This is a genomic window from Paenibacillus tengchongensis, from assembly GCF_008973665.1.
Lineage (GTDB): Bacteria > Bacillota > Bacilli > Paenibacillales > Paenibacillaceae > Paenibacillus_AQ > Paenibacillus_AQ tengchongensis.
On sequence record NZ_WACP01000009.1, the window covers coordinates 151,151 to 167,199 of the forward strand.

The 16,049-nt window shown below is 56.7% G+C and carries 13 protein-coding genes; 1 reads left to right on the top strand and 12 read right to left on the bottom strand.

The window, feature by feature from the left end:
* Window positions 1–98: 98 nt before the first annotated feature.
* Entirely contained in the window at window positions 99–1,496 is a 1,398-nt protein-coding gene (locus tag F1381_RS16280; RefSeq protein ID WP_151735902.1) for a class I SAM-dependent rRNA methyltransferase, read from the bottom strand.
* A gap of 130 nt (window positions 1,497–1,626) precedes the next feature.
* Here F1381_RS16280 and F1381_RS16285 point away from each other — a divergent pair, with 130 nt between their 5' ends.
* Entirely contained in the window at window positions 1,627–2,616 is a 990-nt protein-coding gene (locus tag F1381_RS16285) for a Na/Pi cotransporter family protein (RefSeq protein ID WP_151735903.1), read from the top strand.
* An 86-nt stretch (window positions 2,617–2,702) separates the two neighbouring features.
* Here the strand turns inward: F1381_RS16285 and F1381_RS16290 are convergent, their stop codons facing one another.
* The 11 genes from F1381_RS16290 to F1381_RS16340 form a co-directional block, all read right to left on the bottom strand.
* The gene (locus F1381_RS16290) at window positions 2,703–3,530 is read right to left on the bottom strand and encodes an energy-coupling factor transporter transmembrane component T family protein (RefSeq protein ID WP_151735904.1); all 828 of its coding nucleotides are present in this window, start codon (window positions 3,528–3,530) and stop codon (window positions 2,703–2,705) included.
* Window positions 3,527–5,230, bottom strand: a complete 1,704-nt coding sequence (locus tag F1381_RS16295; RefSeq protein WP_151735905.1) for an ABC transporter ATP-binding protein — start codon at window positions 5,228–5,230, stop codon at window positions 3,527–3,529. The genes F1381_RS16290 and F1381_RS16295 overlap by 4 nt, the downstream gene beginning before the upstream one ends.
* 86 nt (window positions 5,231–5,316) lie before the next feature.
* Window positions 5,317–5,877 carry an ECF-type riboflavin transporter substrate-binding protein gene (locus tag F1381_RS16300; RefSeq protein WP_222850450.1) on the bottom strand — a complete coding sequence of 187 codons (561 nt, stop codon included), beginning with the start codon at window positions 5,875–5,877 and terminating at the stop codon, window positions 5,317–5,319.
* Window positions 5,878–6,150: 273 nt separating this feature from the next.
* Window positions 6,151–8,394, bottom strand: a complete 2,244-nt coding sequence (locus tag F1381_RS16305) for an Ig-like domain-containing protein (protein WP_151735907.1) — start codon at window positions 8,392–8,394, stop codon at window positions 6,151–6,153.
* A gap of 354 nt (window positions 8,395–8,748) precedes the next feature.
* Window positions 8,749–10,092: a tRNA (N(6)-L-threonylcarbamoyladenosine(37)-C(2))-methylthiotransferase MtaB gene (gene mtaB, locus F1381_RS16310; protein WP_151735908.1), complete on the bottom strand. Its 1,344-nt coding sequence runs from the start codon at window positions 10,090–10,092 to the stop codon at window positions 8,749–8,751.
* A gap of 3 nt (window positions 10,093–10,095) precedes the next feature.
* Complete coding sequence (locus F1381_RS16315) at window positions 10,096–10,860, bottom strand: RsmE family RNA methyltransferase (protein WP_151735909.1); 765 nt, start codon at window positions 10,858–10,860, stop codon at window positions 10,096–10,098.
* 160 nt (window positions 10,861–11,020) lie between these two features.
* Window positions 11,021–11,704: a site-2 protease family protein gene (locus F1381_RS16320; protein WP_151735910.1), complete on the bottom strand. Its 684-nt coding sequence runs from the start codon at window positions 11,702–11,704 to the stop codon at window positions 11,021–11,023.
* A gap of 2 nt (window positions 11,705–11,706) precedes the next feature.
* Entirely contained in the window at window positions 11,707–12,765 is a 1,059-nt protein-coding gene (gene prmA / locus F1381_RS16325) for a 50S ribosomal protein L11 methyltransferase (RefSeq protein WP_151735911.1), read from the bottom strand.
* Between the two features lie 161 nt (window positions 12,766–12,926).
* The gene (locus tag F1381_RS16330) at window positions 12,927–13,505 is read right to left on the bottom strand and encodes a DNA-3-methyladenine glycosylase I (RefSeq protein WP_151735912.1); all 579 of its coding nucleotides are present in this window, start codon (window positions 13,503–13,505) and stop codon (window positions 12,927–12,929) included.
* 192 nt (window positions 13,506–13,697) lie between these two features.
* Complete coding sequence (locus F1381_RS16335) at window positions 13,698–15,392, bottom strand: DUF4179 domain-containing protein (RefSeq protein WP_151735913.1); 1,695 nt, start codon at window positions 15,390–15,392, stop codon at window positions 13,698–13,700.
* On the bottom strand, window positions 15,352–15,912 hold the full coding sequence (locus F1381_RS16340; protein WP_151735914.1) for an RNA polymerase sigma factor: 561 nt from the start codon (window positions 15,910–15,912) through the stop codon (window positions 15,352–15,354). The genes F1381_RS16335 and F1381_RS16340 overlap by 41 nt, the downstream gene beginning before the upstream one ends.
* Window positions 15,913–16,049 lie beyond the last annotated feature (137 nt).

Consider the following 16,049-nt stretch of genomic DNA (forward strand, 5'->3'; position numbering starts at 1 on the left):
CAGAAAAAGCCTGAAACCATGCTTCCGCACAGTTCCAAGCTTGTCCTGCCGCCCCGATAGGTTACGCACAGCAAATAACGCTTTACGATTCCGGCAGCTTATTTCTTGCTGCGCACTTCAAAGATCGCAAACTTCAAATAATGTCCCTCATCCACACCGAGAATCTGCGGATGATCCTTGCCGGCAGCGCGCCACTCGATCAGCCGCAGCACCTTGCCGGCATCCTTCGCCGCTTCCTGGATGGTATCCAGGAACAACTGCGGCTGCATGTGGTACGAGCAGCTTGCCGTAACGAGATAACCGCCTTCGTTAACCAGCTTCATCCCGTGCAGGTTGATATCCTTGTAGCCGCGGCAGGCTCCCGCAACGGCACTCTTGGTCTTGGCGAACGCCGGAGGGTCGAGGATTACAACATCCCAGGTACGCCCGCCGCCGGCGGTCATCGGCTTCGACGTATCGGCTTTGGCCGCCGGTTTACCTGCAGCGTCCGCCCCTTCACCCGTTGCCCGCTCCGTACGCTCCTCCAGCCCTTTGACCTGGTTGCGCAGGTAGGCGAAGGCGTCATCCACGACAAACTCGACACGGTCACTGAATCCGTTGAGCTCTACATTGGCCTTGGCGCTTTCAATAGCATGCGCGGACACATCGAGGCAGGTGACCTTCTTTGCCCCGTATTTGCACGCGTGCAGGGTGAAGCTGCCGGTATGGGAGAAGCACTCCAGCACCGTGGCCCCGTCCCAGTACGGAAAAGTCACCTGCTTGCCGCTCTTGTTCACCGGGACTTGATGCAGCGTACCGTCTTCAGCGGCAACTTCCTGCAGCGTAATGCCGCTGCGCGCTCCCCAGCCCTTGATCAGCGGCTCAATGGCCGCCCGGTTCTCCCGCTGGTCGAAGAAGTAGCCGGTCTTCTGGCCTTCTTCAATGTCCACAATGACCTTCAGACCGTTCTCTTCCACGGTCACATGGCGCGGTACCTCGCCGTACAGCACGCCGGTCCGCTGCTCCAGCCCTTCCAGCTCGCGCACGGAGACGTCGCTGCGCTCATAGATGCCGCGCGGCTGGAGCACAGCCGCCAGCGCCTCCACGATTTCGGCGCGGCACTTGTCCATGCCGAGAGTCAGAATCTGCACGACGAGCACATCGGCGAAGCGGTCGACGATCAGGCCGGGCAGAAAGTCGGCTTCTCCGTAGACCAGCCGGTAGGCATCCGCCCCCGGCAGAAAACGCTCCCGGTGCTGCAGGCAATTGCCGAAGCGTTCCGTGAAGAATGCCGTGTCCATAACCGTTAGCGGCGAAGCCGACACCATTCTGACCCGGATCTGCGAGGCGGGATTGTAGTACCCCGTTCCGAGATAACGTCCTTGATGATTCCGCACCTCCACCAGCCCGCCGGGCTGCGCTTCACCTTCTACAGAGGCCACTTCGCTGGCGTATACCCACGGATGTCCCTGCTCCAGCCGCTTCTTGCGGCTGCGTTCCAATATTACCGATACCAATGCATTCAACTCCCTGTTCTAATGCCGGCAGGCGTTAAGCCAAGTCCGGTTCTGCGGTGCAATATTATACATGTCCTCCCTACAGGCCTCATATATTTGATGTACAACCCTGTCCGGAAGGAGTCTCCTTATGATCCGAGATGTGCTGTTCCCCGTCATATATGGGCTTGTAATCTTTCTTGCCGGCATGAAGGTGATGGAGACCGCGCTGTCCAGGCTGGCCGGTCCGCTGCTGTCGCGCGCGCTGGACAAGGCAACCTCCACACCGCTTAAAGGCATGGCCGCCAGCGCCCTGCTGTCGGCGCTCTTGCAGAGCAGCACCGCCGTAACGGTACTGACTATCGGCATGGTCAACGCCGGCCTCCTGTCCTATTCCCGCACGCTCGGCATTATCCTCGGCAGCAACATCGGCACCTGTCTGACTACCGAGCTGATCGGGCTGAATATCAGCGGCCTGGCCGCGCCGCTGCTGGCCGGCTCGCTCTCCCTGTGGGCAGCAGCCGTCATCCTCGGCGAGCTGCCGCCCCGCACCCGGCCCGCCGGCGAAGCCTTGCGCCGCGCCGCTGCGCCGCTCCAGTTCATCAGCCTGGCGCTGGCCGGCTTCGCCTTGGTCCTGTGGGGCATCGCGGTTATGCAATCCATCGGCCCCGCGCTGGAAGCAAGCGGGCTGTTCCGCTGGTTCATGGCGCAAGCCGCCACGAGCGCCCTGTGGGGCCTCGCCGCCGGAGCCTGCCTCACCGCGCTTCTGCACAGCAGCGCGGCGGTGATCGGCATGGCGATGGGCCTTGCCGCCTCCGGTGTCATGCCGCCGGAGATCGGCATCGCCATCGTGCTCGGCGCCAACATCGGCACCTGCTTCACGGCCGTCGTATCCGCCATTGGCGGGTCGGCCTCCGGCATGTTCGTCGCCCTCTCGCATGTGGCGCTCAATGTGGGCGGTGCGCTGCTGTTCCTGCCCTTCACCGGACCGCTCGCAGTATGGTCGGCTGCCTTCGGCGGTGGAGCCGCTTCCCAACTGGCGCATGCCCAGACCATATTCAATGTTGTCTGCTCGCTGCTGGCACTTCCGCTGTGCTATCTGCCGCTCTGGACCAGGCTCGAGCGGCGATGGCAAAGCTGACTTAAGGCTGGGTAAATGCACCGGCCCCAGCTAATCGCTGTCTTATTATACTTCAAACCGCCCGCTAAGACTAATCCTTCCCGCATTCAAAAGATCGAATAAAACCGGGAACCGTCATAAAAGGTGATAACGGCGGAAGCGGCGGCGATGGCACATACGCAGCCGACAGCCAGCCAATCAGCGAAGGCGAACGGCCGTGACCGGAACCAGGTACGTCTGCGGCCGGCGCCAAAGCCGCGCAGCTCCATAGCGGCGCTGATCCGCTCGATCCGCTCAATGCTGCTGAGAATCAACGGCGTCAGGATGGAGATCATGTTCTTCACCCGTTTCGGCAGCTTCTCCCTGCGGGAGAGGTCAATTCCCCGCGCCTGGGCCGAGAAGGATATCTGCTCATAGTCGCGCTGGATATCTGGGATATAGCGCAGGGCCAGCGAAACGGCATAGGCAATTTTATAATTAACACCGATCCGGTTCAGGGAAGCGGCGAATTCTCCAGGGTCTGTCGTGAGCAGAAACAGGATAGCCAACGGAATGACGACCGCATATTTTAAGGCGACATTAAGCTGATAGAACAATTGCTCCGCCGTCACTGTATAACGCCCCACGAGATGGACAAGATCATGCCGTGAGCCGTAAATCCTTGTACCCTCTAGCGGGGAGAACACGAAGATTGCGATCTGGTTCAGCATGAAAAAGAGCAGGATAACATATAGCACAAAAGCATAATCGCTGAACTTCACCCGCGACATCCGGAAGACGACCAGCGAAAGCAGCAGCATGGCCAGCAGACAGCGGGTATCGTATGTAATCATCGCCGAGACGGACCAGAGGATAAAAACAATCAGCTTTGCGGCGCCGGTCAGGCGGTGCACCGGCGAATTTTGCCCGGTAAACGTTAGCATTCGGGCTCTCATTGACGCCGCCTCCTGTCGTCGTGGATAAACGTGCGCACAAATTCTGCCGGCTCCGTAAAGCCTGCCCGCCGCGCCAGGGAGTAGAGCGAGGTTTCCCGCAGGTTGGCACTGTCCATAACGCCCTTGTCTGCAAGAACGTTCTCGGGTCTGCCGTCGGCTAGCTTCCTTCCCCCGGCCAGCACCACTGTCCGCTGCGCATATTCCAGCATCAGATGCATGTCATGCGTAATGATGATGACCGTAATTCCGCGCTGCTGCAGCTCCAGCAGAAATTCCATCATCTCATGATATGACCCGTAATCCTGCCCGGCGGTCGGTTCGTCGAGAATAAGGATCTCCGGCTCAAGCACCAGGATGGAAGCGATGGTGACCCGCTTCTTCTGCCCGTAGCTGAGCGCGGACACCGGCCATTCGCGGAACGGCAGCAGGCCGCAAATGTGCAGTGTCTTCAGCACCTTCTCCCGGACCTCCTCCTCCCCGAATCCCCGAAGCCGCAGTCCCAGAGCAATTTCGTCGTACAGCAGATGCTTTGAGAGCATATGGTTCGGATTCTGCATGACATAGCCGATATGCTGAGCCCGTTCTCTGACCGAGTCTCTGCCGATATCCCGGCCGCTTAGCAGGATACGGCCCGAATCCGGCTTGTACAGGCCGCAGATCAGCCGGGACAGCGTCGATTTGCCGGCCCCGTTACGGCCGGCGATACAGAGCATTTCACCCTTCCCCGCTGTGAGCGACACTTCTTGCAGCATGGGCCTCTTGCCGTAACTGAAAGTGACCTCCTTCAGCTCGAGCAGTGGCTGATAAACGGGGTATACCAGGCCCCCTGCCCGGTCTGCCTGCCACTCCCGCAGCCTGGCGAACTGATACTCCCCAAGCTGCAGCTTATCCGGATGCTGCGGCTGCATCTCTTCGGTGATCGTGCAGCCGGCATATTTCAGCGCCGACAGATAAAGCGGTTCGCGGAGGCGTGCGCCTGTCAGCACTTCCGATGCAAGCAGCTTTGCCGGAGGACAGTCAGCCACAATCCTGCCTTCCTCCATCACAATAATACGGTCTACCGGACGGTGGAGCACCTCCTCCAGGCGGTGTTCCACGAGGATAACCGTCTTGCCGGTCTCCTGTGCGATCCGGTCTATCCATTCTATGACCTGGGCGCCGGATGCCGGATCCAGACTGGCCAGGGGCTCGTCGAACAGTAAAATATCCGTATTCAGGGCCAATATCCCGGCCAGCATCGTCTTCTGCTTCTGTCCGCCCGAGAGCTCCTGCGGGGAGGCCCCCAGCAGTTCCTCAATGCCGACGGCTGCAGCTGCAGCGGTGACCCGCCGGTTCATTTCGGCCAAGGGCACCCCGCGGTTTTCCAGTCCAAAGGCGATATCCTCGCCGACGGTTAGCCCGACAAACTGCCCGTCAGGGTCCTGCAGCACCGTCCCGACCATTCCGGAAACGGCGGCAATGGACAGCTCTCGCGGATCCCGCCCCTTGATGCTCAAGCGCCCGTCTGCCGTTCCTTTGTGGACAAAGGGAATCAGCCCGTTCAGACAATGGGCCAGCGTGCTTTTTCCCGAACCGGACGGACCGGCAATCAGGACCTTCTCTCCGGCGGCAATGCTAAGGGTAACATCCCGGAGCGTGGGCTCCTGCTGACTGCGGTAAGTAAAGGAGAAATGCTCGAACTCAATAATAGTATTGCTCATATCTGCATATCCGCTCCTTGGATTCCCGATCTCCTTCAATTAAAAAAACCGGTGAGCTTCACCGGTCTTGATGCTGTTCTCTACCGTTAATTCAGCTTGCGCAGGCTTCCCTGCTTCGTACGGGTCTTTCCAAAAGCCGCCGCCAGCAACGTTCCGATCACACCCACAGTCACCATGTTTGCCGCTCCGGCAACGAGTCCTTGCGTAAATACTTTGTCCGCCGGCTCCGCATAGATCAGAATATCGAGCAGCGGGGCTACGGCGAACCAGGCGATGGCGTTAGCGGCCACCTGGGCCACATTGAAGGTGATGATCTCTTTTCGTCCGAAATGACCATCCGCAATGGAAATCCGCGAAGACGCCAGACCGATGATAAGCCCGACCAGCCCGGAGGAGATCACCCAACTGAACCAAGGGGACCCGTAAAAAATGGCGTCCTTCAGTGTATGGCCGATCAGTCCGATCAAGAGACCCGCAACCGGCCCGTACAGCAACGAGAACAAAGCGAGCAGCGCATACGTCGTTTCGATGCTGGTGTTGGGAATCCCGGAAGGAATGGAACCGAATCTCCCCAGAATCACAAACAGCGCCGACCCGATGCCAATCGCTACAACCGTAATTATCGACAATCCGTTCCTTCTTGCCATCTGCCTCATCTCCCTTTTATGGTTGGTGTGAACCTATGTAACCATGCTCTAGATGATTAGCCCAGATGTATTTTTCGGATATTATACATCGAATTACTGGGGAATTCTATAGTAATTATTCCATAAATATTAAGCTGCTGCCATTCTCCAAATGATAACTGCGTTATGCCGGGTGCAACTATGCAAAAAATCCGCAAAACGCTGCGCTGTGCAGCATTTTGCGGATACACGAATCTCTTCGATCGGGAGTGCCTTCAAGGGCAGGCACAGATTCTATTTCACGCTTACGGATACCGTTACCGTCTTGTTGCCCAGCTTGCCTTTAATGGAAGCCGTGCCCTTGGAGACGGCAGTAATGGTCCCGGAAGCATTCACCGTAGCCACAGATGGCTTGGAGCTGGTCCAGACAACAGCACTGGTTACATTGGCTGTTTTGCCTGTATCATAGAGCGCGGTAACGACCACCGACTTTACTCCTCCCGGAGAAAGCGCCAGCTTGTTCTCACTCGCCGTCAGCTTCGACAGCTTCGGTACAACGTTAACCTTCACGGTCGCACTGATGCCCTGATAAGAGCCGGTCAGCGTGACGGTGCCTTCGGCTACCGCTTTGACGGATGAGCCTTTGACCGTAGCAATCTCCGGATTGGAGGAGACCCAGTTCATCGAACTGGAGAAGTTCGCCGTCTTGCCTCCCGAGAAGGTTCCGGTTACCTTGATGGTTTTGGAGCCTTTGATATTCAGTTCCAGCGCAGCTGGTTCGACCAGCAGCTTCACAACCTTCTGCTCAATGGTCACAGGAACGCTGATCGTCTTATTGGCGTATGTGCCCTTTAGGCTGGAGGAGCCTTTGATCAGCCCTTTGACCGTTTTGCCGCTTGCGGTCTGTTTGATCACCGCATTGCTGTTGCTCAGTTCCCAGGTGATAGTATCGGAGACATCAAGCTCATCGCCGTTCTCCAGCACGGCCGTAACCTGCGGCAGCGATTTCTCCTCACCGATGACCAGGCCGAAAGCATCCTCCGGTCCGATCAGGACCAGCACTTTGTTCTGGACCGTTACTTTCACTTGCACGCTCGCCGAACGAATGGAGGCCGGCGAAGAGGATACATCGCCTTCCTTGATCTTGCCTGTAATGGTTACAGTCCCGGCTTCGCCGGCTACAAGCTTGCCGTCCTTGACAGCAGCAATATCCTCATCCGCTGAGGTCCATTCCATCTCTGCGGAAATGTCCAGCTTCGTGCCGTCCAGCTTCGTGCCGCTCACTTTCGGCAGGCTGGCGGAATCAGCGGTGTATAGCTCAAGCTCGGTCTTGTCGGCTGTCAGTTCAGTGATTGTAGGATATACCGTAACTTTAAACGATTTGCTGACACCCAGATTCTCGGCTTTGATTACTGCACTGCCGACGGCCTTTGCGGCCACGGTTGCCGAAGCATCCACAGCGGCGCCAGGCGTATTCTTGGTTACTGTCACGTTAAGCGCGTTGTCGGAGGTCCATACCGCGCTGGCCGATTCATTAACTGTAGAGTTCACAGCGTTGCGCATCTCCGCTTTGACCTGCAGGCTCTCCCCCAGGAACAGGCTTTGATCACCGGAAGGATCCAGCAGCAGCGCCTCATAGGGGGCGCGTACATAAACATCCACCGATTTGGACACACCGAGGTAGCTGGCCGTAATGACGGCTTTGCCTGCGGACGACACCGTAATCTTGCCGTCTTCCACCTTGGCCACATTCTCGCTGGAACTGGTCCACTCCGCCTTATCGGCGATGTTCTCTTCCGTGCTGTCCGCCGTAGCTTTGGTGGCCGCCGTCAGCTGCACGGGATTATCGCCGACCAGCATTTCCAGCTCTTTGACTTCTTTGCCGGACTGCTTCAGAACCAGCGCGGAATACGGCAATTGAACCACCGCTTTAAAAGTGGCGGTCAGCCCCTTGTACTTGGCTGTAATGGTTGCAGTTCCTTCACCGACCAGTGTAATCTGGCCCTTGGAAATCGTCAGCACACCGGTGCTGGAGCTGCTCCATTCGGCCTCTTCCGTTACATCGTTCTTGGCCGTGGCGGATTCTCCGCCCACGGCCGTTGCCTTGACGAGCAAGGTCTCCTCGTCGTCACCGAGCTTATAATTTCCTTCGGAGCTGCGCTCCAGGGTCAATTCCTTGAACGGGTGGGTGACGGACACTTCCAGTGTGGCCACCGCATTGTTGTAGGTGGCGGTAATTATGGCTGTGCCGGTATCAACCGGCGTAAGCAGGCCGTTGACCACCCTTACGACATCAGTTTTGGAGGAGGTCCATACGGCTGCCGCCGTGACATCTCTCTTGGAAGACGAACCTTCCAGATTGGCATATACCTTAAGCTGCTTCGGTGTCTGGCCGACCGTCATCTCCACTTTGGCCGAGCTTTCAAATTCTATGGAGTTAGTGTCACCAGTAGCGGCAAAGACGTTTACCGGAAATGCTGCGGCGATGAGCAATATCATGATGAGGAGCATTTTCGTCGTTTTCCTGTACACAGTCATCTGTTCTCTCCTTAGGCAGTAAGAATATTCGTGGCCGGTTTATGCCACACTCTTCCACTATATCGTCAACTCCGCGCAGATTCTTTACCTTTTTTCAGTATATTATCAGCAGGCAGGGGAAAACGGGACTTTGTGACTAATTAAACTGCCGGTCATAGTCTGCGATTATACATGACACAGCCACACACAAAAAAAGCGAGTGCCAGTTCTCCAAATACGGAAAATGGCAGCTCGCTTTTTTAGGCTCTTATTCCAATTGGCTTATGAATCGCTCACACAAAACCGCTTTGGATGGTTCCGTCCCTACTTGGTGGTCAAAACTGCGGCATGGCACGCGGAGTAGCTTACCGCCGGTTAACGCGCGGACGGCTGCAGGCTTCCCCCGCCGACACGGACCAGTTCGCCCCTGCATTCATTGACGCCCGCTTCGGTAATCTTGACCTGACAAAGCTGGCCCTGCAGCGAATCGTCGCCGCCGAAGAAGACCTGCAGATAGTTGTCGGTGAAGCCGTGCTGCACATCACGTCCCGGCGCATCCTTGGCCGAACGTTCAGCGATAACGGACAGCGTCTGGCCGACAAAGCGCTTTGCATAGGCCAGCTGCATCTCCTCGGACAGATCAATCAGCTCCTGCACGCGGGCATTCTTAATCTCTTCGTCAATCTGATTGGTCATCCGCGCCGCCGGTGTACCTGTCCGTTTGGAATACGGGAACACATGCATTTCCGAGTAGTTGACCGCCTTCATGAAATCGTAGCCGGCCCGGAACATGTCGTCCGTTTCGCCCGGGAAGCCGACGATCACGTCGGTCGTAATCCCCACATCCGGCATCGCCTTGCGGATCATTTCCATCTTGGTAAAATACTCTTCTGTCGTATACTTGCGGCGCATCGCCTTCAGCACGTCATTATGGCCGGCCTGCAGCGGAATGTGCAGGTGACGGCACATCTTGGAGCTGCTGCCGAGCACCTCCAGCAGCCTGTCGTCGATCTGGCTGGCCTCGATGGAGCTGATGCGCACTCGTTCCAGCCCGTCCACCTTATCCAGCTCCCACAGCAGATCGGACAGCCGGTAGTTGTCCAGATCATCGCCGTAGCCGCCGGTATGAATTCCGGTAAGCACGAATTCCTGGTAGCCGGCCTCCACCATCTGGTGCGCCTGCTTCACAATGGATTGCGGATCCCGGCTGCGCGACAGTCCGCGCGACCATGGAATGATGCAGAAGGTGCAGAAATTGTTGCAGCCGTCCTGAATCTTCAGGAATGCCCGCGTCCGGTCGGCGAAGCCCGGTACCTCCAGCTCCTCGAATTCGCGTGTCTTCATTATATTACGCACCGCGTTGACCGGCTGGCGCGACTGCTGAATGTGGTTCACATGGGTCATAATCTGGTCGCGGTCCTGGTTCCCGATGACCAGATCGACGCCGGGAATGTCCAGAATTTCACCCGGCGAGGTCTGGGCGTAGCACCCCGTCACGGCGACAATCGCCTCGGGATTGCGGCGCACGGCACGGCGGATCATCTGCCGGCTCTTCTTGTCGCCGGTATTGGTCACCGTACAGGTGTTGATCAAATACACATCGGCCGGCTCTTCGAAATCAACCTGCTCGTAACCTTCATTTTTGAAAAGCTGCCAGATGGCTTCGGTGTCGTAGAAATTGACTTTACAACCCAAAGTATAAAATGCTACGGATGGCATTGTTCAAGCTTCCCCCATTTCTCCGGATTCATATAGTATGCAGGCCGCAGCCACCATACCCGCCGTTTCACAGCGCAAAATGCGCTTGCCCAGCCCCACGGATACCGCACCCGCGGCTTCGGCCGCCGCGCATTCCGCCTCGCTGAAGCCGCCCTCGGGGCCGACGACAACCAGGACAGTTCCGGAAGCTCCCGGTTCTAGCTTCGATAGCCACGGAGCAACGGCAGAGCGCAGCTGCAGTCCTTCTTCCTTCTCATAACAGAAATATACAGCATCGTATTCGCTAAAGGCCGCCAGCAGCTGCTTCCAGCTGACCGGAGGATGCACAGCGGGTACGATATTGCGGTGGGCCTGCTCCGCCGCTTCCTTGCAGATTTTGCGCCAGCGCTCCAGCCGCTTGCCCTCCTTGCGCTCGTCGTACTGTACAATTGTCCGCTCCGAAAGAAACGGAGCAAAGGCAACGGCACCGATTTCGGTGCATTTCTGAATCACGGTCTCCAGCTTGTCTCCCTTGGGCAGACTCTGAGCTACGGTAACCTTCAGCCGCGGCTCATGGCTCATGGCAAGCGGCTCGACGATACGGACAGTAACTTCGCCGATTTCTATACCGTAGATTTCCGCCAGTGCTTCGCGCTGCACGCCGTCGCTGATGATCAGCTTGTCTCCGGCCTTGCCGCGCATCACCTTGGCGATATGGCGGGCATCCTCCCCGCAAATCACTGCGGTATCGGCGCCGAACTGTTCCGGGTTTACGAAATAACGCTGCATCTTTATCCTCATCCTGTTCCATATTCAGCATAAAAGCGGCGGCATTCCTGCATGCTTCCAGGACGACGGCCGCCGCTTCTGACACACCATACAACTCGGCTAAAAATAACACATAACATCATACAATGTTTAAGCTAGGCTGACCACCCTGAATTATGCTTTATACTCCGAATAATTTAAAGAATAATTGCAGGAAATCCAGCGACATCGTGCTCGCCCAGCCGGTCAGCGGAGCAATGGTATAAGCGCGCAGCGGCGGGATAAACACAATCAGCAGAAACAGCAGGGATAACATGGTTTCATGCTGCTGTAATTTTCCGCGCAGCGGCCGCGGGGCCAGATCCTCGATAATCCGGTAGCCGTCCAGCGGCGGCAGCGGAATCAGGTTAAAGACAAACAGGAAGAAATTCCATTGAATAAAATTACCGAAGAACCAGTATAGCGCCTGCAGCACCTTATCGTTCGACACGGAATCGAACACGCCTGTGGCCACCAGCGCGGCATAAATGAGCGTTCCGAGAATACCGAGCAGCAAGTTGCTGAGCGGGCCGGCCGCCGAGACGATAATCCCCATCAGCCGCGGACGGCTGAAGTTCTCGCGGTTTACGGGAACCGGCCGCGCCCAGCCGAAGCCGGCGATCAGCAGCAGCAGAATACCGAAGAAATCAAAATGCACAGCCGGGTTCAGCGTCATCCGTCCCAGCAGCCGCGCCGTCGGATCGCCGAACTTGTTCGCGAAATAGGCATGGCTGAACTCATGCACCGAAAATGCAATCACCAGCGTGATGAGCAGAAACGGCAGCTGTTCCAGCGGAACGATCAATATACTTTCCAAGAACTCCATATTTACCTCTTTCCGGCTGTAAACGCCACCCAGTCTTCTTCACGGGATACTTCCATAATCTCAAAGCCGGAAGCAGTCAATGCATGGGCTACCAGCTCTTCTTTATCCTTATAAATGCCGGAGCTGATATATACGCCGCCGGGCTGCAGCGCCCGGTAAACGTCATCTGTAAATAGCACCAGAATCTCAGCCAAAATATTCGCTACTACAATCCGTACCGGCAGGGACACGCCAAGAGCTTCCTCCACCTCCGCACCTTGAACGGCTTCGCCCGCATCCCCGCGGTGCTCTTGCCGTGCCGAAGGCCACAGCCCGGCCGCATCCGTATCCATAGCTCCGCTGCCGCCGAGCAGCGACAGCAGATCGCTCTCCTTCACCGTAATGGCCTGTTCCAGGCCGTTCAGCGCCACATTCTGCCGGGCGCTCTCCACGGCTACCGGGTCAAGGTCAAGCGCCAGCACCGGACCGGAGCCGAGCAGCACCGCCCCTACCGCCAGAATACCGGAGCCTGTGCCCACGTCGATCACTTCCTCGCCGCCGCTGATATGCTTCTCCAGGGCGCGCAGGCAGAGCGCCGTCGTAGGATGGGTACCGGTGCCGAAAGCCATCCCGGGGTCCAGCTCAATAATGCGTTCTTCCGGCGACGAAGGCGTGTATTCCTCCCAGGTGGGCTTGATCGTCAGGCGCTCCGATACCCGCAGCGGCTTGAAGTACTGCTTCCAGGCATGTGCCCAGTCTTCCTCGTCCACCGTTCTCCAGGAGATCAGCGCTTTGCCGGGATCAATCCCGAAGGAGCGCAGCTCTTCGACGCGCGGCGTGACCTCGCGGACCACCTCTTCCATGTCCGTCTCTTGGGAGTAGTAGCCTTTGATTACTGCTTCCCCGAGCGGAATATCATTAAGCGGCTCATCGTAAAGCTCGCCGTAACGTGTCTCCCTGGTCTTGCTCAGCGAGCCGGATTCCTCGATGGACACCCCGCCTGCTCCGGCCTCATACAGCAGATTGGATACCATCTCCTGCGCCTCTTCCGTTGTATGTACCGTCAATTCATGCCATAACATTATGGGTCCTCCTAAAAGTTTTGTTGCTAAATCCTTCAGTGCAGCTTCTACAAAACTTGCATCGGAAGCATACGCTTAGTTTTGTTGCTAAATCCTTCAGTGCAGCTTCTTACAACTTCTACAGTATACCATTACATGGGCAGGGTGCGCCAAATAACGGGTTAACTGCCGGCTGCAGCCCCCTTGCCGTGGCAAAAGCAGTCCAGCGTATGGTCGTCCACCATGCCGGAAGCCTGCATGAAGGCGTAGCAGATAGTGGAGCCTACAAATTTCATCCCCTTGCGGGTCAGAGCTTTGCTCATGGCGTCCGAGGCCGGGGTTGTGGCCGGCACCTCGCTGCGGTCACGCCAGGCGTTGACCTGCGGCTTGCCGCCGGCAAAGCTCCATACATAACGGGCAAAGCTGCCCTCATCACTGCAAATCTGCAAATACACGCCCGCATTGCGGACGATGGCGGCAATCTTCAGCCGGTTGCGGATGATGCCGGGATCCTTCATCAGCTCTTCCAGCTTGGCGGCGTCATACTGTACAATTTTTAACGGATCAAAGCCGTCAAATACCTCCCGGAAACGCTCGCGCTTCTTCAGGACGGTGTACCAGCTCAGACCCGCTTGCATCCCTTCCAGCATCAGCAGCTCAAACAGCCTGCGGTCGTCATAAAGCGGCTTGCCCCATTCCTCATCGTGATAGGCGATATACAGCGGGTCCTTGTTGACCCAGCCGCAACGGGCGCGGTTCATCGGCATGTCCTCCTTGGCCTGCAAAAGATAGAATGGACCCGGGATTTCCGCCCGCGATCCGGCTCTTCTTAAGATAAATGAACACCAGGCAAAATACCAGCCTGTTTACCCTCGGTATAAACTTTCTTTAACAGTAAAAAAACGCCCGGGCTCCCAGGGAACCCGAACGTTCTTCCACTTATCGCGGCATCCTCACGGAAGGAGTTGCACGCGTGTTTCTTTTTCCGGATCATCAGTGGTATAGGAGAACATGTAGACGGATGCTTCCGTACCCTTGAACTCCTTATACACCTCCACAACTTTGTTATCCCCGTCTCCGCTAAAATTCACCGTTACAGGCATCCCGAGAAGCTTATTCTTGCCCAAACCGATATGCGTCTGGTTGACGCCGCCGAAACGGCCGTCGTCGCTGTACGTTTCCACAAACAAATCATTGCCCTGTATATAATAGGTCCACATCACGGGATAGCCGCCTGTCTGATGAATGAGCGTTTGTCTCGTTTCGGATATATTGGTCAGCAGCAGCGCTTCCTTGTCGCCCTTATGTTCTGTGACCCTATAGCGGCCAACGAGGGTAATCGGAGTGTCAGCGTTGATTGTCAGATCCTTCGGACGCTCAAAGGCCAGCCCGTAAAGGTGCGGATCGTTCCTGTTATAGCCCCTATATCCGGATGTCTCCAGCGTCCGTCCGCCGACCTTAAGCAAGTACTGGCGGTATGCCGGCTGATTACTATCCTTAGTCCGCACATTTACGCGGATTTGCGTCGGTGTAACCACCAGATTCTCGATGGCCGCTACATCGCTTCCGGCCTCCAGCGGCTTATTCACCGCCGCTTTAATTGTACTCTGCTCCATCTGCTTCTTGCTCAGCGTTAAATCAAAGGTAAACGGAGTCTCGATCCGCTTCTCTAATTTGCTGTATTGCAGCTTAAAGACCGGCTCTCCCTTCGCGAAATCCTCTGTCTTAAAATACTGCAGCATCGTATATTCGCCGTTGTCCCCCGGCGCGCCGAACTTCCCTTTTGGTAGCTGCTGCACCGGATTCCCGCCAAGGCTTACTGTGATTTCCGGAGCAACTGTTTCTTTCGCATCCGGCTCCGTAAAAGTTACCGCAGTGGAGAGCATGACTTCTTGACCGGAGTCAAAAGGCTGGACCTCAATGGTTCCAATGCCTCCCTGAGAGATATCAAAGCTCTGCTTTGCAGGGTTGCTGATATCAAACGGCAAGTCTACTTCCTGTATACTGGTTGCCGTCAAGGCGGGAAAAGTCAATGTAACCTGCTCCGTCTTGTGCTCAGGCGCCCAGTCGCTTTCAAATAAACCGCTGTACCGCTGCGCTTCTTCATCCCAAACCACGTAATTCATACTGTCTTCAGCAGTCTTACCGTCTGCACTTTTCAGTGAAGCATCGGGAAACTGCAAGTAAACATCCGGATTCCGCTCACCCACCTCCAGCGAAAACAGGATGACGGTCCGGTTCTCATCAACTACTGCCGTATGCAGCGTAAGGGTGTTTCCGTCATGGTTGACGGACTGCTCCAGCTGCTGTCCCAGCTCTTGGTCCAGTGCCGTTTGAACGCCTTCTCTTAGGCCCAGCATCGGAGACCAGTCATAATATTGAATGGCCGCGTATACCGGTGCAGCAGCCAGCAGCGCGCCGAGCGAAGCTACAGCGGCCATCCTCCGCCAGTTGAGCATTGTGCCGGCGCCCGGAGCTGCCATTCTCCGCATACTCCGGGGCCGTGCCGGATTGGAACCGGCTGTCCTCGCCTCTGCTGAAGCATGCTCCTCCTGCCCCAGCCGTTCCCACATTGCATTGAAATCCGGATACGGCACACCCTCTTCCTTATTTAACCGCCGCTTCAGTATATGTTCCAGCTTGTTCATATCCACCGTTTCCCCCTTCACTCTCAAGCATTCCGCTATCCTTCAGCAGTTCTTTCATCAGCTTCAGTCCTTTGTGCTGCCTGGACTTGGCTGTTCCGAGCGGAATAGACAAGGCCTCGGCGATGTCGGCCAAACTGAAGTCATGCATGTAGCGCAGCGTCAGCACGGCACGGATTTGGGCCGGCAGCCGGTTCATCGCCTCCGCAATCCGCTCCGCCTGTTCACGTTCCTCCGCGGCCCGCTCCGGCGCTTTCATTTCTTTTCCCGCAAGCATGTACGCATGCTCTGACACCTTCCGCGCCAGGCTGCGGCTGCGCTTCAGATGGTTCAGGCAGGCATTGACGGCAATCTTCAGCAGCCATGCCCGCAAATACTCCACTTCCCGCCAGGGACTGCGAAACGCGGTGATGAACACCTCCTGGCACAGATCCTCGGCATCACGGGCGTCATGCACCATGAAATAGCAGGTTCGGTAGACCTCCTTGCTGTAGGTCTCGAACAACTTCCGGTTGCTCTCCAAATGGTCACTCCCTTTCTGATCAAACTGTCTATTAAACAACCGCCGGCCTGAAAAGGTTCATTCTTCCAAGTATAAAATAATTTTCTTCAACAAAAAACACGGACCTATGAGGTCCGTCAGGCTGTCGAGAAACCCCC